The sequence below is a fragment of the Salinivibrio sp. AR647 genome (genome assembly GCF_001995415.1).
Classification (GTDB): Bacteria; Pseudomonadota; Gammaproteobacteria; order Enterobacterales; family Vibrionaceae; genus Salinivibrio; species Salinivibrio costicola.
Genome location: NZ_MUFE01000001.1, coordinates 498,334 through 520,235, shown reverse-complemented (window position 1 = coordinate 520,235; position 21,902 = coordinate 498,334). Strand labels below are relative to the sequence as shown.

Here is a 21,902-nt window from a genome sequence, read left to right as displayed (position 1 = left end):
AACAATCGTTACAGTAATTGCCAAACTGCGGTACTGCCCGGCTTTTCGCCTTGCGTCCACCACTTGGCTTGGTAGCGTTGATTATTATATTCAACCTCATCGCCGCTGGAATAAGCGACGTTCGCTTGCCATTCACTGCTTTGGTTGGCTTGGCTATCCCCAACGCGCTCCCATGGCCCGCCTTGGTCTGGGCGCTGGCCTTTGGTCCACCACTTGGCGCGATACTCAACCCCTTGATACAGGACGCGATCGCCGCCGACATACACGGTGTTTTCATCCCACATTGGCAAGCCACTGGTCGGCGTCACGGTCACTGTGAATTGCGCTTGCGTGGTTTTGTCGCCATCGCTGACCTCTACTGTAACCACATAGTCGCGATTCTCCGTCACTGTGGGCGCGGTCAGCGTCACCTGATCATCGGTGCCAGAGACGGCCAGATCGCCGGATGCACGGTAGGTGTAGCTGAGTGTATCGCCATCTGGATCGTTCGCCTCAATCGTCACGCGGGTTTGCTCACCGCTTTTCAGGCTCACTGGGGCGATAGGCGCCACGGTAGGGGCTTGGTTTTCACCCGGTACCACTACCTTAATAGTAGTGCTGGTCTCGGCATTGGCTTGACCATCCGATATCGTCACCGACAGGGAATAGTCGGTGCTGGTGCTCACATCGGGGGCGGTCACCGTGACCGTGTCTGTGTCGCTATTGGTCAGGGCCAACGCGGCGTCACCTTGCCAGCGATAGGTCAGGGCATCGCCATCCCGATCGCGCCCATTGGCCGCAATGGTTAATGATTCTCCCGGCGCCAGCGTATAGCTTTGTTGTGCGATACTCACAGTTGGGGCGTTGTTGACTGGCGGCTGACCATCCTGTGCTAAGCCCTCGTGCATCGCGTTGAGGATATCGCCATTGTCGGCATCTATTTCCCAGGCAAACAAACCGGCGAAGTTGTGATTACGCACATACTGGCCTTTGGCTTTGACCGATCGTGGGTTGTCGTAAGTGACCAGCTTGCCGTTGTCAGGGTTCCAAATGTAGGCCGCTTCAGCTTGCTCATCATAACCGGTTTGAAAGCCATTGATGCCGTTACCCGCGCTGCCGAGCATTGATTTGACGACGCCTTTGTAGTCAATCACGCCCGCTTCCCAAATACCATCAGCGGTGCTGCCTTTGATCGGGCCGTTACCGGGCGCGGTCATCGGGTTGCTAGGATCGGTTGCATTGGCAGGGAAAACGCCTTCCCAACCACGACCGTACATCGCGGTACCGATCACCATTTTTTCCGGTGGCACGCCGCTTTCTAGCAGTAATTGCACGCCATTATCGAGCGTGTAGGCCGGGCCTTTGCGAGGTTCGCCGTTGTCATCGACACCGGTACCATCACATTCCCCCGCGCTCATATGGCTGCCACAGTAAATGGCAGTTTGGTGGCCGGTGACATTATTCCATGCACCGAAAAAGTCGTAGGTCATGGCAAAGATGTAATCCATGTACGGCGCGCTGGCGCTGTAATCGACGTTAGCGATTTTGTCATAACCGGCACCGACGGCCGAGGTGAGTTGGTACTCACGGCCGGTGTCGGCCTCGAGCTCATCCAACATCGAGCGCAGCTCACGCATTAAGGCCGCGTAGGCTTGGCTGTCTTTATCTGGATTGCCCAAATCTGGGTTGGCACCACCACCGCCTGGGTATTCCCAGTCAATGTCGACCCCGTCATAGAATTTCCAGGTTTGTAGGAACTCTTTCATCGAGGCGACAAAGACGTCACGGTTGGCCTTGTCGGTGAAATCATAGAAGGGGTCTGATAGGGTCCAGCCGCCAACGGAGGGGAGAATTTTCAGATCAGGGTAGCGCTGCTTGAGCGCCATCATTTGCGCGTAGGTGCCACCTATCGGATCTTTGGCCGGTGTGCCGGGCAGCTTTTTCTGAATCGCCGCCCATGGGTCATGGATTGCCACTTCATAGTCTTCTGAGCCTTGGCAAGCGAGCTCAAGTGCGCGCAAGCTGTTGCCATTTTCGATGTCGCCCAATGACTCATTGGGGCCACAAATGGGGATAAAGCCATACAAGATGTGGGTGAGATTCCCCGCGGGCACCTGACTGACATCGAAGTTACGACCATAAATGCCCCATTCGACAAAGTATGCCCCCACCACGGTATCAGGCTGTTTGGGATAGTCATTGTTGTTGGGGTCGACATTCATCGGCAGTGGGTCAAGATGGACGCCGTCGGTGTCTGCGATCACGATGGGTTTGGCGGCACTGGTCGCACACTGACCATCGACGCCCCCTTCACACAAGGCGAGTTTAAGCTGGTGACGACCGCCTTTGTCATAGGGGAAAGTGACTGTTCCGGATTGGGTGCCTGCCGGTAAAGTGCCTTGATTGACCACCTGATCGTCAAAGTACACCTTGTAGCTGTCACCGCCATCACCGGACCAGGCATTCCATTTAATTTCAATTTGGACTTCATCCACGCGCTGCACCAGATCTTTGTACGATCCGCGGCCATATTCATCGACTTCAACAAAAGAATAGTTTTGTGGCTTCCAGTCCAAACTTGGGGTTGAAGGGGCCGCCACGGCGTGGCTGGCGCCCAGTGCCCCAGCAATCGCCAGAGAGAGTAGGGTTATTGGCTTCATGTTTGCTCCTTATTGTGTCACGCGTTGCCAAACAAGGGCAGCGCCGGGTTGCTCGTTTCTAGTCCACCATTTTGCTTGGTAGATGTTGTCGCCGTAGCGCACGCGATCCTTGGCCACATAGACCTCAGATGCGCGCCATGCGGGCAGGTTGCTGGTGGGTTCGTCGGTAGCCGGGATCACCGACAGGTTGAAGCTATAGCTATCGTGATGGCTAAAGACTTGGTTTTGCACCACGTCATCGGCATTAAACTGGATCTCGCCGTGGCGCATCACCCCGATACGCAAGGGCTCGTTAGCTTGTTTTTCGATAAGGCTCGCCAGTGCGTGTGGCCAATTCGCCACATTTTGGTCCGTCAGGGTGAGAGTGACATCCACCACTTCTTGGCCTTGGCGGTTGTGCAAGCGGGCCCGCACGCGATCGCCCAATGCTGCCATTTGTGGATGTGGGACAAAGTATCCTAGCTCGTGCCATTGGGCGGGGGCGGTCTGACTAGGGGTGATGGTGATGTCGGCACAGTTGTAGAAGCCTTCTCCGGCCGGATCAATACGTTGCCAACGGCTATAGAGAATGGCATCACCTTGACGATCGGCGGGCAGGGTCACGGTCATCTCGTAATACCGGTTACCGTCATCGCCAACCACAATGGGCAGGTCGCCAAAGGTGTCGATCTTTTCGAGATCGTCCCACGTCAGCGCATCGGTCGCGCCGTTGTAGTCTGGCTTGGTCAGATAAATTTCCCAAAAGCTTGGGTTGTGCGGTGTGGTGGCGCGAAAACGCACGTCAATTTGCCCATTGCCATCTGGGGTGACTTCGGTCCGTTGCCAATCTGGTGAGGGCAAACTGATCCCGGCTTTATTGGGATCGCCGGCGCCACATAAGTTGCCATCGGTAACGGCCGCTTTCACCGCATCCATATTGCGATAATCCGCCACCAATTGCGCCGATTCATGGTGTTGTACAAACGGGTAGTGCCCCGACTCTAAGAACGCAGCGCGACAGGCGGCGTTAGGGATACCTGACCCATCTGAAGGCCACCAATAGCCCCCTTGCTCATGGCAAATCGCCTGGCGGGCTTTGGGGCTTTCTAAATAGCCATGTGCCATCACCTGTGTACTGCATGCCGCCAATGCAAGGGCGATGGCGGTACGGTAGGAAAGTTGAGTAAACGAAGACTTGAACATAACGACTCCTTAACGGGGGCACGAAGCCCCCGCATTCAAGACCAGAAATGGATTAGAGGCTGCAGACTTGGCGCCAAGCTTGACCACCGGGTGCCGCTTGGGTCCACCACTTGGCTTCCCACACCGCCTCTTGGTAGATAAGTTGGTCGCCACCGCTGGCATGATTGCCCCCGTTAGGCCAGTTGGGGTAGGTACTCAGGCTGGCGATATCGACGTCAGGACACTGAGACTCTCCGCCACTTTGGCTGGTGCTACCGGGGAGCGCAGGCGGAAGGCTTGGATACTCCTGCTTCACCGCATAGCGCTGGCCATTTTTTTCGATGGTGATATTGGTTGGGTTGGTGATAGGCATGTAGTACATCACCTGAGCGTCCAAGGTTTCACCCGGCTTAAAGCTTTGCTCTATACCACCCCATTCGTTAATCAAGGTGATGGCAAAGCGATGATGGGTGGCATCAAACCCGCCGATGTTGTTACCACTGGCATTGCTGCTATCACGCACGACTTCCATGCGCAGCTTTTTCTGGGCGTTCCAGTCAGATTTAAAAATGGCCGAGGTAGACACTGGCACATCAAAGCTGATGGTGGCGCCCGATAAGTCCAGATCGGAGTGGTTGGTAAAGCGGAACGTGGGGCGAATAGGGTAGTTGTCATCGCCCACTGGGAAGTTCAGCGCGTCAAACGTGACATCCACTTGCTCGCTTGGCACTTGGAAGTTGGCGTCGCCACGTTGTAGTGAGTAGTCGCTGCCCGCTTGCTTAAAGGTTTGGTACGCCAGAGAGGTCAGGGTGTCACCCATAAAGTAGGCTTGACGCTGATCATCATAGCGATAATCCCCCGCCAGCTCCCAGAACATCACCCCGCCTAGGCCCCTATTGACCACGTAGTCGACCTTTTCGGCCATCGAGGTTTCGTCTTCCATCGATAGGAATACGCGTTTTTCTTCGTTCCAAACCCACGGCGCTTTGGCGATGTCATCGTAGTAACGCTGATAACTACCAGTAAGGCGATCAGTGGGGTCTTGCTCAGGATCAAGTCCGTATTCCGCCGCATAGGCCGGTAGTTTGCCGTCGAGCAAGTTTTTCACATGCCATAAAGGGTTGGAGCCGGCAGGCACTTCGTTGCCGAGCTCGTCCACATCATGCCAAAGGTTATCTATCCCGACTGCACCGTTGCCGCATTTGTTTTTCTCACCGACACCGGTGCCGGCTGGGCACTCGCTTTGGTTTGGCAATGGCGCGCGTCCCCAAAGGCCTTTGTCGCCACCTTGCACGTCTTTAAAGCCGCGGGTGTAATACGGGATACCGATATTGATACGGCCGGGTGACATACCGCCCATAAAATAGGTGGCTGCCCAGTCGGCATTTAAATAACCAATCCCTTCAAATTCAGGGGTTTGGTAGACATTCCACTGTTTAAGCTCCGAGTCTTCGCCGGTGTCGTACAGCGGCGCTTGATGGCCAACATGATCGTTCCATGCCCCGTGCAGGTCATAGCTCATGATGTTTACGTAATCTAAGTATTGGGTGGTTTGGAAGGTTTCCATGCCGCGTAATAAGTAACCCGATGACGGTGCGGCGATGGTCAGCATATAGTGCTTGTCATCTTGCGCACTGGCTTTATCGAGTGCTTCACGCAGTGACTTCATCAGCACTTGATAGGATTTATTCAAGTGCGCACGACGTAGGTTGGAGTACTCGAAATCGTCAGGGTGGCCAGAGTCTTTCATTGATGATGGGTATTCATAATCAATGTCTAGACCATCAAAGCCATACTGGCGCAAGAAGGCGACGGCACTGTCGGTGAAAGCTTTAATGCCAGCTTGGTTGACGCTGCCATCGGCATTGGTGGTCATGGTGTAGAAGCCACCACTATCAACGCGCTCGCCGTTTTCATCGAAGTAGCCCCCGGTTTCGGCCCAGCCACCCACGGAGATCAGTGTTTTCACGTCGGGGTGCTGCTTTTTATACTTGTTGAGTAAGTTAAAGTGGCCTTTGTACGGCAGGGTTGGATCCATCTCTGCGCCGGCCACGCCCGGCCAGGTCATTTGGGTCGCGGGGTTATCGGGGGCATTGGGATCGCCGATAGACAGTTGGTTGTCCGCGTTGATGTGGGCAAAGGCGTAGTTAATGTGGGTGATCTTGTCCCAAGGAATATCGCTGACTAAATAAGCGGGCTGGCCGTTGGCGCCGTTTCGCCAGCTGGTGAAATAGCCAATGACACGGCGAGGGTGATCGGCGCCCATGTCTTCAAGGCCGTTTTCGTCATACACAGAGCAATACGGCACCTCGACATCTGGGGTGGTGTATAAACCAGCCGGACGACAGGTATACTTATCGCCGCCGGTTTGGTCATCACCCACCACCTGTTGCAATGTCTGGATGTCGGTAGCGCCTTTGTCGTCGGTCACGGTGAGAGTAAATGTAAAACGACCCGTTTGTTCGGCTTGCCAGCGAATGGCGGTTGCTTCTGCACCTTCATACAATAGGGTGTCGCCTTGTGAGAGCGCGAATGAGGTCACTGTGCCATCAGTGTCTGTCCCGGCGAGGGTGAAGATGAGTGTGTCACCAACCTCAATCGGTCCAGACGGAGAGACGGTTAAGGTTGCGGTAGGGGCTTGGTTGACGCTACCAGCGCACTGGCCGAGGATTTTCCACGCTTTCCATTCGCCAGATTGGGTGGCCGGGTCGGCTTGCGTCCACCACCTCGCTTCATAGGCGGTGTTATCTGTTTTTACTTGATCCCCTTTAGTGTAGGTATTGCCATTCTGCCAATCGGATAATGGCTGGCAATCAACTGCAGCGTGTACGCTGGGGCTACTTAATGCGAGCCCTGCCAAACCAAGTGCGACCATACGCGATGGTGTTACTATCTTCATATTTTGCTCCAAAAATTTTTGAAACGAATTTCATCAATACAGTCAGTGATTGATGAGGTCTTCCCCTACGCTTTTTGCACTAAAAACGGCTTTTCCGCTCAAGCATAGGCAWTAAAAAGATTATTTTGGGCATTAACTGCCAAGAAAAGGAGGCGGGAATGTCATAATTTGAGCGTGGGTTCATAAATTAATTATTGGTAAAAAAGAAGTGCATCCATAGCGTGATGTTGGTGGTAATTCGCACATAATTGACAGTTTGCAGGCTTGATTTCTTATTTTTTTTGAAATTGGTCATTCTTTTTCGGGGGTTCATGGAACAACCAACTGATAAAGACAAAATCCGTTTGCTTATGACGCTGCAATTCTGTACTATCTCGCGCCTGATTCTCGGTCTTTTCTTTTCCGTTCCTTGCTTCCGCTGGACGACCGAGCCAATTGTGGAAGCTGATTAATCCGTAAGGAGCAACTCAATGCGTCATTACGAAATCGTATTCATGGTGCACCCTGATCAGAGCGAGCAAGTTGCTGGCATGATCGAGCGTTACACTGCGTCTATTAAAGATGCAGGCGGTCAGATCCACCGTCTAGAAGACTGGGGCCGTCGCCAACTGGCTTACCCAATCAACAAACTGCACAAAGCACACTACGTTATGATGAACGTAGAAGCCGAGCAGGCTGTGATTGACGAGCTAGAAAGCATGTTCCGCTTCAACGACGCAGTGATCCGTAACATGATCATGCGTACTAAAGACGCTATCACTGAGCCATCTGTCATGATGAAGGCTAAAGAAGAGCGTACTGCTAAGCGTGAAGATCGCCCTGAGCGTGAAGAGCGTGCGGAAGCGAAGCCAGAAGCAAAAGCGGAAGCTGAAGCTGAAGGCGAAAACGCAGCTGAGTAATTGCTGTGATGACCAATCGGTTGGAGCTTGCTGGTGTTATCAGTAAAGGTCCGGTCCGTCGCCAAAGCCCTGCAGGCGTTCCGCACTGTCACTTTGTGTTAGAGCATCGTTCCACGCAGGTTGAAGCTGACTTCCCTCGACAAGTTTTTTGTCGTTTATCTGTGGTTGTGAGTGGGCAAGGGTCAACACAACAAACGCAAAATTTAGCTTTAGGTAGCCATATCAAGGTAAGCGGTTTTATCGCTTACCAGACCAGCCGACAAGGCGAGGGAAAATTGGTATTGCATGCCGACACTATTATAGACATTTAGATCAGGAGATAAGCCCATGGCACGTTTCTTCCGTCGTCGTAAATTCTGCCGTTTCACTGCAGAAGGCGTCACAGAGATCGATTACAAAGATGTAGCGACTCTAAAAAATTACATTACCGAATCAGGTAAAATCGTACCTAGCCGTATCACTGGTACTCGTGCTAAGTATCAGCGTCAACTGGCTCGTGCTATCAAGCGCGCTCGTTACCTGGCCCTGCTGCCGTACACTGACAAGCATCAGTAATCGGAACTGTCCAAGTTAGAGAGGATTGAAGAATGCAAGTTATTCTACTTGATAAAATCGGTAACCTGGGTGGCCTAGGTGATCAGGTAACTGTTAAATCTGGTTATGCACGTAACTTCCTTATCCCTCAGGGTAAAGCTGTTATGGCAACCAAAGCCAACATTGAACATTTTGAAGCACGTCGTGCTGAGCTAGAAGCAAAAGTTGCTGAGCAACTGGCTGCTGCTCAAGCGCGTGCTGAGAAAGTTGAAGCACTAGAAGCGGTTGAAATCGCTTCGAAAGCGGGTGATGAAGGTAAACTGTTTGGTTCTATCGGTACCCGTGATATCGCTGACGCTGTGACTGCAGCGGGCGTTGAAATCGCTAAAAACGAAGTTCGTCTACCAGAAGGCGCACTGCGTCACACTGGCGAGTACGAAATCAGCGTGCAACTGCACTATGATGTTTTCGCGACCGTCAACGTGAACGTTGTTGCTATGTAATTAGCAACAAGGTTTCGATAAAAAGCCAGCCTTCGGGTTGGCTTTTTGTTTTTCAGCGGTTTATAACCATTGATAACGAATACCGACCGTGAACATACTGTCGCGATTTTTTAGTCCCGGAGGGACATCTGTCATGTAAGTCTGTTTGCTGGTTATTTTTATCGATAACTTTTCAGTAATGGTCGATGCCAAAGTGAGTGATCCTTCGACACTGGTATTACTGCTCCCTGAAATAATAATACTTCTTCCTTCTAAACTGACATTATCGAGCATATGCCACTCTCCTCTTGCCTGTCCACGTATCACTGATTCACTGACTGAGTAAGGCATGATCAAATCGTCATCATCAATTTCATCGACGTTCGGTTGTTGGTAACGAAAACCTGGGCCTATCTCGGTGCTTAATGTGACCTTAGCGTTTTGAAGCCAGTGATAACCTAAACCCGTTGCCAGCATAAAATCGTCATAATAAGGGCCGTAACGGTCGGCGACATAAGTGGCATTGAGTAGCGCATAGCTTCTGTCACCAAGTAGCATATTAGCTTGCGACTCTAGCTCTGTTTTACGTTTGTCCTCTTCACCATCTTTTTCAACTTGCAACAGGCTAATGCTGGCTTGATAACTGTATTGCTCAACTTGATATTGACCTGTGAGCGCATTATTGATGGTTTGAGAATCTGAGTTACCACCGAGGCGCTGATAACCGAGCGAAATATCGGCTGACCAAGGTGATTCTGATGTTTTATTATCGTCACTTGCATAGGCAGGGACCCCGCATACCATCCAAATTGATAACCACACGGGCTGACAAAAAGACTTCACTACTTTCATCTCACGCAATCTAAGGCGCCGCTATGCTAAGCGCTGTTTGCATTGTGATAGTCAAATTTGGGTTAGAATTCGAGGAGGTCATTCAGCGCTTGGAAAAAAATGTCTCATGGGGCAGCGTCCCACGAGGACAGCGGGTATAATGACCTCCATTAGCAATAGGTGAGTTTTTATGGCAGACAATCGTAAACCCGCAAAAGATCAGCAAGTCGCTAACCTCAAAGTGCCACCACACTCGATAGAGGCCGAGCAGTCGGTTTTAGGTGGTTTAATGTTGGATAATGAACGCTGGGATGCGGTTGCGGAAAAAGTCGTCGGCCATGATTTTTATAGCCGACCCCATCGGTTGATTTATGAATCGACCAAATCGCTACTGGATGAGGGGAAGCCGCTTGATCTCATCACCTTGTCTGAGCATCTCGAAAAGGCGGGAACGCTCGACGATGTGGGCGGCTTTGCTTACTTGGCGGAGCTGGCGAAAAACACCCCGAGCGCCGCTAACATTGTGGCGTATGCCGACATTGTGCGTGAGCGCGCCATGGTACGGAACCTGATCGGGGTGGCCAATGAAATTGCCGATGCGGGCTATGATACCCAAGGGCGAAGCTCAGAAGATTTGCTCGATATGGCGGAGAGTAAAGTCTTCGCGATTGCTGAGTCTCGGACTAGTGAAACCGAAGGTCCACAGCACATTGACTCGGTACTGAGTCGCACCCTAGAGCGCATTGAAGAGCTGTTCAAGTCACCGCAAGACGGGGTTACCGGCGTATCGACGGGTTTTACCGATCTTAATAAGAAAACGGCAGGCTTACAGCCTTCTGATCTCGTTATCGTCGCGGCACGACCATCGATGGGTAAAACGACCTTTGCGATGAACTTGTGTGAAAACGCAGCCATGGATCAAGAAAAGCCTGTATTGATTTTCTCGCTCGAGATGCCGGCTGAGCAGCTGATGATGCGTATGTTGGCCTCGTTATCACGGGTTGACCAAACCAAGATCCGAACCGGCCAATTAGATGATGAAGATTGGGCGCGTATCTCGTCCTCGATGGGGATCTTGATGCAGAAAAAGAACATGTACATCGATGATAGTTCCGGCCTAACACCGACTGATGTGCGCTCGCGAGCCCGCCGTGTGGCGCGCGAACATGGTGGCGTGAGCATGATCATGGTCGACTATTTGCAACTGATGCGCGTGCCAGGGTTACAAGAAAACCGGACCTTGGAAATTGCTGAAATTTCGCGTTCACTGAAAGCGCTCGCGAAAGAGCTGAATGTGCCTGTAGTGGCGCTATCGCAGCTTAACCGTTCGTTGGAGCAACGTGCTGATAAGCGCCCCGTTAACTCGGACCTGCGTGAGTCGGGTGCGATTGAGCAAGATGCTGACTTGATCATGTTTATTTATCGTGACGAAGTCTACAACCCAGAAAGTGCCATGAAAGGGATTGCAGAAATCCTGATTGGTAAACAGCGTAACGGCCCGATTGGTAGTGTGCGCTTGACCTTCCAAGGCCAATACTCACGTTTTGATAATTATGCAGGACCCGCGTTTGATGATGAGTGATCTGTCTACCATGACCAATGCGGCTCGCGCCTTCATTGATCCCGAGGCCATGGTGCACAACATCCAAGTGATGCGTCGCAAAGCCCCCGATAGCAAAGTGATGACAGTGGTCAAATCGGACGGTTACGGTCATGGGCTAACATCCGTTGCGACGACGTTGGCGCCTTATAGCGATGCCTTTGGGGTGGCGCGGATAGAAGAAGCTCTGACGCTGCGTCAAGCGGGCATTACCTTACCCATTGTGCTACTCGAGGGTTTCTACGAAGCGGATGAGCTGCCGTTATTGGTTGAGCACCAACTGACCGCCACGGTGCACTGTGATGAGCAAGTGGCAATGCTGACACAAGCGACCCTGCCTTCGCCTTTGTCGGTATGGCTAAAAGTGGACTCAGGCATGCATCGGCTAGGCTTTGAACCGGATCAGGTGCCTGGTGCACTTTTTGCCCTGCATGCTTGCGACAATGTAGCGCCTGAGATTGGTTACTTGAGTCATTTTGGCTGCGCGGACGAAATGGATAATCCGATCACCCAAGCGCAAATTGACACCTTCTCGCGCGTTACGGAAGGGCTGCCCGGTGAACGCTCATTGGCTGCATCTTCCGGCACGTTATTTTGGCCGCAAAGTCATTTTGATTGGGTGCGCCCAGGTATTTGCCTGTATGGCATTTCCTCTCGTATTGAATTAACAGGCGACGCACTTGGTTTGAAGCCGGCAATGCGCCTGACATCGCGGGTCATGGCTGTGCGTCGTCTCAAAGCTGGCGAGCCGGTAGGTTATGGCGCGCGTTGGCGCAGTTCGCGCGATACCTTGATTGGTGTGATTGCGATCGGCTATGGCGACGGCTATCCGCGTTCTGCACCTGACGGCACGCCCGTATGGCTCAATGGTCGAGAAGTACCGCTGGCTGGACGCGTCTCAATGGATATGATCACCGTTGATCTGGGTCCAGATGCGACCGATAAGGTGGGTGATGAAGCGGTGTTGTGGGGACCCGAGCTTCCGGTTGAGCGCATCGCGCGCTTGGTTGATACGATTGGTTATGAACTTGTCTGCCAGGTGACAGGCCGTGTCCCACGTCAATATCTAACCAATCCCTCCCCGAGGGGGATGAGCGAAACGCAGTGATACGCTAAACGCCTCGGGGCTGCTTTGTCTCGGTTGATTAGCCTGCGGTAGGCGCGCCTTGAAGTGTGACGACCAGCGTACGTGAACCGCCCTGATCACGGTGTTCGCCTAGATAAATCCCTTGCCACGTACCGAGATTGAGGTGTCCTTGAGTGATAGGGATAGTGACACTTGCCCCCAGTAAAGACGCCTTAATATGTGCCGGCATATCATCATCCCCCTCATAGGTATGACGGTAATAGGGCGCACGCTCGGGCACTGAGTGATTAAAATGGGACTCCATATCTTGACGCACAGTGGGGTCCGCATTTTCATTGAGGGTTAAACTGGCTGAGGTATGTTTGATAAATACCTGCACCATCCCCATCTCAATATCATGCAATACAGGTAGTGCGTCGACGATCTCGTCGGTCACAAGATGAAAGCCTCGAGAGCGCGGGCGTAAGCGAATTTCAGTTTGGTACCACATAAGCAATCCTTGTTGTGATCTCTATCGTGATCAGTTAGCCCAAAGGCGATCCAACTATTCTATGATTAATCGCAACCTACTCACAGCGATTGCATGTGAGAATCGAGCCATGATTATGTAATATTACACCAATAACCGCTGCGTACAGCATGGTGGTGCTGACGTTATACAGGACTCCAGCCTGCTGTGATACCCACAGCAGCACTCACAACGCGATTTGGATGACATGATGCTAAAGACAACGAACCCCACACAAACCGTGGCGTGGCAATCACTGACCGCCCACTTTGAAGAAGCACAGGACTATACACTGGCGGATCTGTTTGCGGATAATCCAGACCGATTTGCCCATTTCTCAACGCAATTTGAAGACAGCATTCTGTTGGATTATTCCAAAAACCTGATCAGCGAAGAAACCCTGACCAAGTTATTGGCATTGGCAGACGAAACGGGCGTCTCAGACGCGATTACGTCGATGTTTAATGGTGAGAAAATCAACCGTACAGAAGACCGAGCCGTGCTTCATACTGCGTTGCGTAACCGTAGCAACCAGCCTGTTATGGTGGATGGCGAAGATGTCATGCCGCACGTCAACGCAGTACTCGCGCAAATGCAATCATTCTCTGAGCGTGTGATCAGCGGTGAGTGGAAAGGCTATACCGGTAAAGCAATTACCGATGTGGTGAACATTGGTATCGGTGGCTCAGATCTTGGCCCTTACATGGTCACTGAAGCGCTGGCAGCCTACAAAAACCACCTCAATTTACACTTTGTTTCTAACGTTGATGGCACCCACATGGCCGAAACGCTAAAAGCCCTTAACCCTGAAACGACGTTGTTCTTGGTGGCTTCAAAAACCTTTACCACCCAAGAAACCATGACCAATGCGCACACGGCGCGTGACTGGTTTATGAAGGCTGCTGGAGATGAAAGCCAGGTGGCGAAGCATTTTGCGGCGCTTTCAACCAATGCCGATGCTGTTGCGAACTTTGGGATTGATACGGCCAACATGTTCGAGTTCTGGGACTGGGTTGGTGGCCGTTATTCACTGTGGTCGGCGATTGGTCTATCGATTTGCTTAGGCGTCGGCTTTGACAATTTTGTCACCTTACTCGATGGCGCACATCAAATGGATAACCACTTTAAAACCGCACCCATGGCGCAAAACATGCCGGTGTTGTTGGCGTTAATTGGTATCTGGTACAACAACTTCCACGGTGCTGAATCAGAAGCTATCCTACCGTATGATCAGTATATGCATCGCTTTGCCGCTTATTTCCAGCAAGGCAACATGGAATCAAACGGTAAGTATGTCGACCGTCACGGTAATCCGGTCGATTATCAAACGGGCCCAATTATCTGGGGTGAACCTGGTACAAACGGCCAACATGCTTTCTATCAGCTTATCCACCAAGGCACTAAGTTAATCCCGTGTGACTTTATTGCCCCCGTGCATAGTCACAACGCGATTGGCGATCACCACGCTAAACTGATGGCGAACTTTTTCGCTCAGACCGAAGCATTAGCCTTTGGTAAGAGCCGTGAGCAAGTCGAAGCCGAGCTAGTGAAAGCGGGCAAATCGGCCGAAGACGTGGCCGCGATCGCACCCTTTAAAGTGTTTGAAGGTAACCGTCCAACCAACTCTATTTTGGTTGAGAAAATCACGCCTTATACACTCGGGGCTTTGATTGCAATGTATGAGCATAAAATCTTCACTCAGGGTGTGATTTGGAACATTTTCAGCTTTGATCAGTGGGGTGTTGAGCTGGGTAAGCAACTGGCAAGCAACATTTTGCCTGAGCTGAGTGATGATCAGCAGGTTGAGAGCCATGATAGCTCGACCAATGGACTGATCAATGCATTCAAGCAGTGGCGCCAAGCGTAAGCTGACCGACTACTATTAATTGAGAAAGCTAAACGCCGCGATGCTTATCGCGGCGTTTTTTATCTTAATATACGTGGGTTGACTAAGCTGCGCATCGTTATTTAATGATCGAAGCAGATCTCGATAAACGCTGTGCCATGTGGGGACTTAAACGGCATGATAATTACTGGGCCATCACTTTTGTGGTTGATGGTATGGCCTTTGCCTGAGACAACCACTGGGGTCGCCATTTCAAACTCAAAGCCTTTTTCGGATAGGATCCGCTTAGCGCCGCCTGTCACCATATTAGTAATTTCACCGACCATGTCGGTCACTTCTTCATCAATGGATTCTGAACGCTCGCCCAGCATGCGTTGCATGATTTCCAGTGCCATATCTTCATCAAATGTGACTGAAAATGATCCTTTGGTTTGTGGGCCAACCATGCCTATTAACCCAGAGACGTCACCTTTTGCGATCTCTGACTTTTTTAAATGAGGCTTCTCTGGCTGGATGTCCAGCTGTGCCATGGTTTGTAGCACATTAATCAGTGAAGTAAGAAATGGGTTGACGAATTGTGCTTCCATAAAGAGTGTCCGTCCTAATCAAATCAGTGTTAGTGAGCCAAGCATTGTGCACAAGTGCCATGGGTTTCAATCACATGATGTTGCACATCAAACCCCATTTTACGCGCTTTCTCACGCAATGCCTCTGATAGCTCTTCAGTGTGACACTCTTCCACGGTGCCGCATTGATCACAAATCAGCAGTTGAGAGCAGTGCCCCTGATGCCCTAAGTGGCAGCAGGCAATATAGCTATTGGTCGACTCTACCTTGTGCACAAACCCCTGTGCTAATAGAAAGTCTAGCGCACGATACACCGTTGGGGGTTTCGCTTGTGGCTCGGTTTCACGCAATATATCGAGCAGCTCGTACGCGGTAATCGCCCTTGAGTTATTGGCGATAATTTCATAAACGCGGGTTCGTTGCGGCGTTAATCTCACACCACGTTGCTCACACAGCTGCTGTGCGCGGTGCAGTAAACCAGTGATCTGGGTCATAGCGCCTCAAAGTACTAACAGTCAGACAGTTATCTTATCATAGCTGTATACCAACGCACCCTGCGTATCTTTATCCTATGCGCTTTGCCACAAGTGTAAATAGATAGTCTATGACCACTTGATCGCGATCAGCTACCTTTAGGTAATGATAGAAGTAAAAACAATAAACAATCAGTCGATTTTTGAATCGGCTAACTGTTTTGCGCTGTTATGTCAGTATGATGGCAGTGTGCCACAGGCATAAAAAACATACCTTTACATCCATAACAGGAGTATGTACCGATGAAAAAACTGTTAGCCCTCGCCGCTTTGGCATTCGCGTCTGTGTCTACGCAAGCGGCTGCCAATGAGTGTGAGTTAACTGTCACCACCGGCGATAAAATGGCCTACGACCAGTCATCGTTGTCCGTACCAGCAAGCTGTAGTGAAGTGACGCTCACGCTGGAGCATCAAGGCTCAATGCCTGTGACCTCGATGGGCCACAACTGGGTGCTGTCGGAAACGTCTAACTTGCAAGATATCGCCATGAAAGGCGCGGGTGCGGGTGCCGATAACGATTACCTACCACAAGGTGATGATCGTATCTTGGCACATACCAAGTTGGTTGGCGGCGGCGAAAGCACCACCATCACCTTCTCAACCGATGGGTTGCAAGGCAAAGACTTAACTTATTTCTGCTCTTTCCCCGGCCATTGGACGGTAATGAAAGGCAAATTCACTATCGAATAAGTCTTGTTGCGAGAGAGCGCATCGTTCGGCTCTCTCGCTTGCCAAGGTCTTTGTGATTTGGCATTCTACCCGTAACCTTTCTGATAAGTCATTAAACGTGAAGAAGTTTCAATACTACGGCTATAATATTGCGATAAATACTATCCCTAAGTTTTTATATCGTAAGATAGTAGACAGAGACTTCGATGAGCTTTATCGCCAACACAAAGATTATATTGATGATCGTGTCGCGTATTATAATCGCATGGCCCAACCATTCTCCTTTGTTCCTTCGCTCATTAAACACCAAACAGGTAACTTGAAACGAGACTGTGGCTCAGCCTACTTTTTCGATATGTTACGAGTCATGCGCCGTTTTCCAGATGGGTTATTTTTGCACTATATAGGTGGAGATGTCATCAATGTACCTGTATGTCCTGCGTTCGTGAAAAGTCGCCCGATTCATGGCGATAACCAAAATGCTGTCCTACTGAAACTCAATGCTATCCGTCATTTTCAATTTATGGATGATCCTGTGCCTTTTTTGCAAAAGCGGGATAGTGTGGTGTGGCGAGGACGATGCTTTAATGATAAGCGTCGTCAGCTCCTTAAGCGCTTTTACGCTCATTCCACGATTGATGTAGGGGATACGCGTCCTGTGAGTACTGATGATCAGTTTTATCGAAAAGCCCCGCTTACACATCAAGAGCAGCTTCAACATAAGTTTATCCTCAGTGTGGAAGGGAAAGATGTCGCGACCAACTTAAAATGGGTCATGTCATCTAACTCGCTTTGTTTATCACCACCAATGGAGTATGAAACTTGGTTTATGGAGGGCCGATTGATTCCCGGTGTTCACTATGCCGAGGTTAATGCGGATTTCTCTAACCTCGAGGCGGTGATGGACCACTACCTTGCTCACCCTCACGAAGCACAGGCGATTATTAACAACGCCCATCAATGGGTAAGTCAATTTTTTGATCACCAACGAGAAAGTGTGATTAGCTATCTTGTCGCAGAAAAATATTTCCGGTTATCGCAGCAGTCACCTTAAAGCTAACCGTTCAACTTTCTTTTTAGCAATCCCTATAACGGTCTCCATACTGTTATCTTACCGATTTCTTTCTCTAAGCCTGCTGGTGAACCGGTTCTGCTTAAATCTTACCGATGCAATGTGTATAATCCGCGTCCGCCTGTCGAAAACGACTGTCGTTTAACGTAATTTGCAGAGATTCGAGACCATGACTATCCCCAGCAAAACCGCCGCCAGCCCTGATGTGACGCCAAAAACGGTGATGCAGCGTTTCTCTGTTGCACCCATGCTCGATTGGACGGACCGACACTGCCGTTACTTTCATCGTTTATTATCTGGGCAAACCTTGCTGTTTACCGAGATGGTGACCACGGGGGCGATCATTCATGGTAAAGCGGATTACCTTGCTTACAACGAGCAGGAGCATCCGGTGGCGTTGCAGCTGGGGGGATCGGATCCGGCGGATTTGGCAATGTGCGCCAAGCTGGCGGCCGAGCGTGGCTATGATGAAATTAACCTCAACGTAGGTTGCCCGTCGGATCGGGTGCAAAACGGGCGCTTTGGGGCGTGTTTAATGGCGGAGCCTGAGCTGGTGGCGCAGTGTGTGGCTGCCATGCGTGAAGTGACCGATGTGCCTATTACGGTGAAAACGCGCATTGGTATTGATGAGCAAGATAGCTATAAATTTTTAACCGACTTTGTTGAGACAGTCAGCGAAAAAGGTGGCTGTGATATGTTCACGATTCATGCGCGCAAAGCGTGGTTAAACGGTTTGAGCCCAAAAGAGAACCGCGATATCCCGCCACTGGATTACCCACGCGTGTATCAGCTCAAAAAAGACTTTCCGCACCTGACGCTTGCTATCAATGGCGGGGTGAAAAGTCTTGAGGAAGCGGAGCAGCATCTTGAGCATCTTGATGGGGTGATGGTTGGTCGCCAAGCTTATCAGAGTCCTTTTATGTTGGCCGAGGCCGATCAGCGTTTATTTGGTATGACAACGCCTCGCATTACACGTCGTCAAGCGGTTGAAGCCATGTTCCCATATATCGAAAAACAGCTCTCTCAAGGGGCGCAACTGAACCATATCAGTCGCCATATGTTAGGTCTGTTCCAAAATATGCCTGGCGCGCGGCAGTGGCGTCGCTATATCAGCGAGAATGCGCACAAGCCGGGAGCAAGTATTGAAGTACTGACCACGGCGATGAGCCACATTCCTGACGATTGGCTTGATGCGTAATTGAGTGAAAATGACTAAATTTAGGTTTACATTTAACCACCACGTTGACATCGACCGGAAAGCCAATCCTAATGTACTGAAATAATGAGAATATATAGAGTGACAAATTGGCTTAAAACCTGCAGAGTCTGTCTCGCTATCAAGACAAGGAGATCGTAATGATCGAACTACTTTTTCTGATTGGCTTTGCGGTGGTGTTATTCATGACCGGAGTCAGCATTATGGGCATGGTATTGGCGATGCTCGCGGGTTTTGCTGTGATGATGTTGGCCGGGATGATCGGTACGCTGCTCAAGCTACTGCCATGGCTTTTAGTCATTGCTTTGGTAGTTTGGTTAGTCAAACGTCAACGTCGCAGCCGTAAACGTGAGCCTGAAGTGATCATCAATGAAAAGCGCTGGGCACGATTCCGTCGCCGCTAGAGCGTGAAAACTTGCGCGTGTGCACAGCAAACGGACAGCATAAGTTGTTTTTGGCTTCTTCTCGGCACAAAGCTTGCTATCATTATCAGTTACCGGCGACAAGGCATGGCTTTGCCGCCTCCGCGTGACGACACTTTTTTATCGACAATGTGGAGACTTTCATGAAAACCACTTCAATGACGCTTGCCGCCGCAGCGTTTACCGCGCTACTGGCCATGCCCTCTCAAGCAGCAACCCTTGCCGGGGGAAAAGTCGGCGCCGATGCCTGGTTTATGGATGCTGATGTCAACAATGTAGAAGCCGATGATGCCAGCACAGCGGGTTCTTATTATGCGGCACTCGAGCACCCGCTTCCGTTAATCCCGAATGCCAAGATCCGTCAAACCTCGGTGAGTGTTGATGGCACTCGCTCGGGCAACGTTGATTTTGACCAAATCGACTTCGTGGCGTATTACGAGTTTCTCGATAACGATCTTGTATCTGTGGATGCTGGCGTTAATTTACAGCGTTTTCAATCTGGTAAGTTCCAAGGGCAGAGCTTCGACGAATGGCAGCCAAACCTGTATGTCGATGCGCGCGTTGGTTTGGTAGGCACGCCGTTAAATGTGTTTGCCACCGTAAGCAAAGGCGAATTTGATGGCACCAGCACCCTAGATGCCGAGGCGGGCCTTATTTATCAACTGGGCTTGATCGCCGCAGATTTGAATGTGCGTGGCGGCTATCGGATGATTGACCACGATTTCGATTATTTTAATAAAAAAGCTGAGCTTGATCTGACCGGTTTCTTTGTCGGTGCTGAATTAGACTTTTAATCTTGCTTTTTATCAGCCTTATGCCCTAAACCGCGCGTCTGCGCGGTTTTTTAATGCCTTCCTGCTTTTTCCCAACTCTGTTGCATATGTCTCACTGCGACTTTCGCCTAATATCCAGCAATAAAAAACTCTGCCACGATTTTTGAGTCATAACGGCAAGGAGAGGGCAGTACGTGCTCCGCCATCGACTCAAACACGGAATAAGGAAAGAGTATGATTTACGCAAAGCCAGGAACAGAAGGGTCAGTGGTAAGTTTTAAATCACGCTATCAAAATTTTATTGGAGGTGAATGGGTTCCACCCGTGAAAGGGCAGTATTTTGCTAATACCTCGCCCTGTACCGGCGAAACCCTAGCAGAGATACCGCGCTCGAGCGCCGAAGACGTGGATCTGGCATTGGATGCTGCCCATGGCGCGAAAGACGCGTGGGGAAAAACCTCCGTCACTGACCGTGCGAATGTTTTGTTAAAAATTGCCGACCGGATTGAAGCTAATCTTGAGATGCTCGCGGTGGCAGAAACATGGGAAAACGGAAAAGCCGTACGTGAGACCTTGGCGGCTGATATTCCGCTTTGTGCTGATCACTTCCGTTACTTTGCCGGTTGTATTCGCGCCCAAGAAGGCACTGCGGCGGAGCTGGATGCAGGGACCGTTGCTTATCATATTCATGAACCACTGGGTGTGGTGGGGCAAATTATTCCGTGGAACTTCCCTTTGCTGATGGCGTCATGGAAACTCGCACCAGCACTGGCGGCGGGAAACTGTGTGGTGCTCAAGCCGGCGGAGCAAACGCCGACGACCATCTTGCTGCTGATGGAGTTGATTGGTGATCTGCTACCGGCCGGGGTCGTTAACGTAGTCAATGGTTATGGCGCTGAAGCCGGGCAAGCTCTCGCCACGTCACCAAGGATTGCCAAGTTAGCGTTTACTGGCTCCACTCCGGTGGGACACCATATTCTGCGCTGTGCGGCAGAAAACCTGATCCCTTCAACCGTTGAGCTTGGTGGTAAATCGCCCAATATCTATTTTGAAGATGTGATGCAGCAAGAGGAGGCCTATATCAATAAAGCGGTCGAAGGCTTGTTGTTAGGCTTTTTCAACCAAGGCGAGGTCTGCACCTGTCCATCACGCGCATTGATTCAAGAGAGCATTTACGATGCGTTTATTGAAAAAGTGATTGAGCGCGCCGGGATGATCAAACAAGGAAATCCGCTCGATACCGAGACCCAGGTGGGCGCCCAAGCGTCTGACGAGCAGTTCGATAAGATCATGAATTATTTGAAAGTTGGACAGGAAGAGGGAGCCAAAGTATTAATCGGGGGCAGCCATAAAGACCTGGGTGGCGGCTATTACGTGCAGCCGACATTACTGCAAGGGCACAATGACATGCGTGTGTTCCAAGAAGAGATTTTTGGCCCTGTGATAGGGGTGACCACCTTTAAAGATGAAGCCGAAGCCTTGGCGATTGCCAACCACACCGAGTATGGCTTAGGGGCGGGGTTGTGGACGCGAGATATGAACCGCGCCTATCGGGTCGGTCGCGCGATTGAGGCGGGACGTGTGTGGACCAACTGCTATCACCTCTATCCGGCGCATGCGGCGTTTGGTGGCTATAAAAAATCGGGAATTGGCCGTGAAAATCATAAAATGATGTTGGGTCATTACCAACAAACAAAAAATTTATTGGTGAGCTATGACATTAATCCTTTAGGCTTTTTCTAAGCTAGCATATCTTGATATCCGGTGCGGCGACTATGCCGCACCACGCTAACTCCGTTTTACGTTAAGGCCATGCATGGCACCCTCGTCTATCTGATCCTAAGCTCAATTCAAGATGTGGATTTTATCGATAGGCAAATGACGATGACAGCCGAACAACTCCGTGCGTTATACCGCCAACAGCTTTTGATTGAAGCGCTTGTTGAGCCGTCGTTAGATAATGAAGGATGGGTGGTTGAATGCCGCCATGCTGCGGGAGGCTTGATGGCATTGACGAATGCCGACGGCGTTGAGCAGTGTTTTCTCGATATCGATCAAGCGACCTTGAATGCATTAGAGATTGGTTTTCAGCAAGTGCGCATTGTCGACTAATCTCGCGATCCCGTTTAAGCACTCCTTTCTACACATGGTATCTTACAAAAAGT

21 protein-coding genes are annotated in these 21,902 nt (G+C 50.7%); 14 read left to right on the top strand and 7 right to left on the bottom strand.

Annotated elements, in window-relative coordinates:
• Nucleotides 1–8 precede the first annotated feature (8 nt).
• The 3 genes from BZG76_RS02340 to BZG76_RS02330 are packed head-to-tail and all read right to left on the bottom strand — an operon-like array spanning nt 9 to nt 6,699.
• Nucleotides 9–2,639 (bottom strand): glycosyl hydrolase family 18 protein, encoded by a 2,631-nt coding sequence (locus tag BZG76_RS02340; protein ID WP_077460010.1) that lies wholly within the window; start codon nt 2,637–2,639, stop codon nt 9–11.
• Nucleotides 2,640–2,648: 9 nt separating this feature from the next.
• A complete protein-coding gene (locus BZG76_RS02335) occupies nt 2,649–3,821 on the bottom strand; it encodes a lytic polysaccharide monooxygenase (RefSeq protein ID WP_077460009.1) in 1,173 nt (390 codons plus the stop codon).
• Between the two features lie 52 nt (nt 3,822–3,873).
• Nucleotides 3,874–6,699 carry a glycosyl hydrolase family 18 protein gene (locus BZG76_RS02330; RefSeq protein ID WP_077460008.1) on the bottom strand — a complete coding sequence of 942 codons (2,826 nt, stop codon included), beginning with the start codon at nt 6,697–6,699 and terminating at the stop codon, nt 3,874–3,876.
• A gap of 470 nt (nt 6,700–7,169) precedes the next feature.
• Here BZG76_RS02330 and rpsF point away from each other — a divergent pair, with 470 nt between their 5' ends.
• Genes rpsF through rplI form a run of 4 tightly spaced genes read left to right on the top strand, consistent with a single transcriptional unit; the run spans nt 7,170 to nt 8,635 of the window.
• A complete protein-coding gene (gene rpsF, locus BZG76_RS02325; protein WP_077460007.1) occupies nt 7,170–7,598 on the top strand; it encodes a 30S ribosomal protein S6 in 429 nt (142 codons plus the stop codon).
• Between the two features lie 8 nt (nt 7,599–7,606).
• Complete coding sequence (gene priB, locus BZG76_RS02320; protein ID WP_021023492.1) at nt 7,607–7,909, top strand: primosomal replication protein N; 303 nt, start codon at nt 7,607–7,609, stop codon at nt 7,907–7,909.
• Nucleotides 7,910–7,925: 16 nt separating this feature from the next.
• Nucleotides 7,926–8,153: a 30S ribosomal protein S18 gene (rpsR, locus tag BZG76_RS02315; protein ID WP_021023493.1), complete on the top strand. Its 228-nt coding sequence runs from the start codon at nt 7,926–7,928 to the stop codon at nt 8,151–8,153.
• A 32-nt stretch (nt 8,154–8,185) separates the two neighbouring features.
• The gene (gene rplI / locus BZG76_RS02310) at nt 8,186–8,635 is read left to right on the top strand and encodes a 50S ribosomal protein L9 (RefSeq protein ID WP_021023494.1); all 450 of its coding nucleotides are present in this window, start codon (nt 8,186–8,188) and stop codon (nt 8,633–8,635) included.
• A 60-nt stretch (nt 8,636–8,695) separates the two neighbouring features.
• Here rplI and BZG76_RS02305 read toward each other — a convergent pair whose 3' ends face one another.
• On the bottom strand, nt 8,696–9,466 hold the full coding sequence (locus BZG76_RS02305; RefSeq protein ID WP_077460006.1) for a DUF481 domain-containing protein: 771 nt from the start codon (nt 9,464–9,466) through the stop codon (nt 8,696–8,698).
• 169 nt (nt 9,467–9,635) lie between these two features.
• On the opposite strand from BZG76_RS02305, the gene BZG76_RS02300 reads away from it, so the two are divergent.
• Together BZG76_RS02300 and alr are read left to right on the top strand one after the other, a co-directional pair.
• A complete protein-coding gene (locus BZG76_RS02300) occupies nt 9,636–11,027 on the top strand; it encodes a replicative DNA helicase (RefSeq protein ID WP_021023496.1) in 1,392 nt (463 codons plus the stop codon).
• Nucleotides 11,017–12,153, top strand: a complete 1,137-nt coding sequence (alr, locus tag BZG76_RS02295) for an alanine racemase (RefSeq protein WP_108743642.1) — start codon at nt 11,017–11,019, stop codon at nt 12,151–12,153. Before BZG76_RS02300 ends, alr begins: the two co-directional genes overlap by 11 nt.
• 37 nt (nt 12,154–12,190) lie before the next feature.
• Here the strand turns inward: alr and BZG76_RS02290 are convergent, their stop codons facing one another.
• On the bottom strand, nt 12,191–12,622 hold the full coding sequence (locus BZG76_RS02290) for a secondary thiamine-phosphate synthase enzyme YjbQ (protein ID WP_077460004.1): 432 nt from the start codon (nt 12,620–12,622) through the stop codon (nt 12,191–12,193).
• A 229-nt stretch (nt 12,623–12,851) separates the two neighbouring features.
• Here BZG76_RS02290 and pgi point away from each other — a divergent pair, with 229 nt between their 5' ends.
• Entirely contained in the window at nt 12,852–14,507 is a 1,656-nt protein-coding gene (gene pgi / locus BZG76_RS02285) for a glucose-6-phosphate isomerase (RefSeq protein WP_077460003.1), read from the top strand.
• Between the two features lie 101 nt (nt 14,508–14,608).
• Here pgi and BZG76_RS02280 read toward each other — a convergent pair whose 3' ends face one another.
• A complete protein-coding gene (locus tag BZG76_RS02280; RefSeq protein WP_021023500.1) occupies nt 14,609–15,073 on the bottom strand; it encodes a chemotaxis protein CheX in 465 nt (154 codons plus the stop codon).
• A gap of 29 nt (nt 15,074–15,102) precedes the next feature.
• Nucleotides 15,103–15,546, bottom strand: coding sequence for a zinc uptake transcriptional repressor Zur (gene zur / locus BZG76_RS02275; RefSeq protein WP_021023501.1), 444 nt, complete (start codon nt 15,544–15,546; stop codon nt 15,103–15,105).
• 282 nt (nt 15,547–15,828) lie between these two features.
• On the opposite strand from zur, the gene azu reads away from it, so the two are divergent.
• From azu to BZG76_RS02240, 7 genes are all read left to right on the top strand, one after another.
• The gene (gene azu / locus BZG76_RS02270; protein WP_021023502.1) at nt 15,829–16,275 is read left to right on the top strand and encodes an azurin; all 447 of its coding nucleotides are present in this window, start codon (nt 15,829–15,831) and stop codon (nt 16,273–16,275) included.
• 97 nt (nt 16,276–16,372) lie between these two features.
• On the top strand, nt 16,373–17,308 hold the full coding sequence (locus BZG76_RS02265; protein ID WP_077460041.1) for a glycosyl transferase family 90: 936 nt from the start codon (nt 16,373–16,375) through the stop codon (nt 17,306–17,308).
• Nucleotides 17,309–17,495: 187 nt separating this feature from the next.
• Nucleotides 17,496–18,524, top strand: a complete 1,029-nt coding sequence (gene dusA / locus BZG76_RS02260; protein WP_077460002.1) for a tRNA dihydrouridine(20/20a) synthase DusA — start codon at nt 17,496–17,498, stop codon at nt 18,522–18,524.
• 158 nt (nt 18,525–18,682) lie between these two features.
• The gene (pspG, locus tag BZG76_RS02255; RefSeq protein ID WP_077460001.1) at nt 18,683–18,946 is read left to right on the top strand and encodes an envelope stress response protein PspG; all 264 of its coding nucleotides are present in this window, start codon (nt 18,683–18,685) and stop codon (nt 18,944–18,946) included.
• A 161-nt stretch (nt 18,947–19,107) separates the two neighbouring features.
• Nucleotides 19,108–19,758, top strand: a complete 651-nt coding sequence (locus BZG76_RS02250) for a TIGR04219 family outer membrane beta-barrel protein (protein ID WP_077460000.1) — start codon at nt 19,108–19,110, stop codon at nt 19,756–19,758.
• A 213-nt stretch (nt 19,759–19,971) separates the two neighbouring features.
• Nucleotides 19,972–21,480, top strand: a complete 1,509-nt coding sequence (gene exaC, locus BZG76_RS02245) for an acetaldehyde dehydrogenase ExaC (RefSeq protein ID WP_077459999.1) — start codon at nt 19,972–19,974, stop codon at nt 21,478–21,480.
• Nucleotides 21,481–21,621: 141 nt separating this feature from the next.
• Nucleotides 21,622–21,849: a thymidylate kinase gene (locus BZG76_RS02240; protein WP_077460040.1), complete on the top strand. Its 228-nt coding sequence runs from the start codon at nt 21,622–21,624 to the stop codon at nt 21,847–21,849.
• Nucleotides 21,850–21,902: the final 53 nt, after the last annotated feature.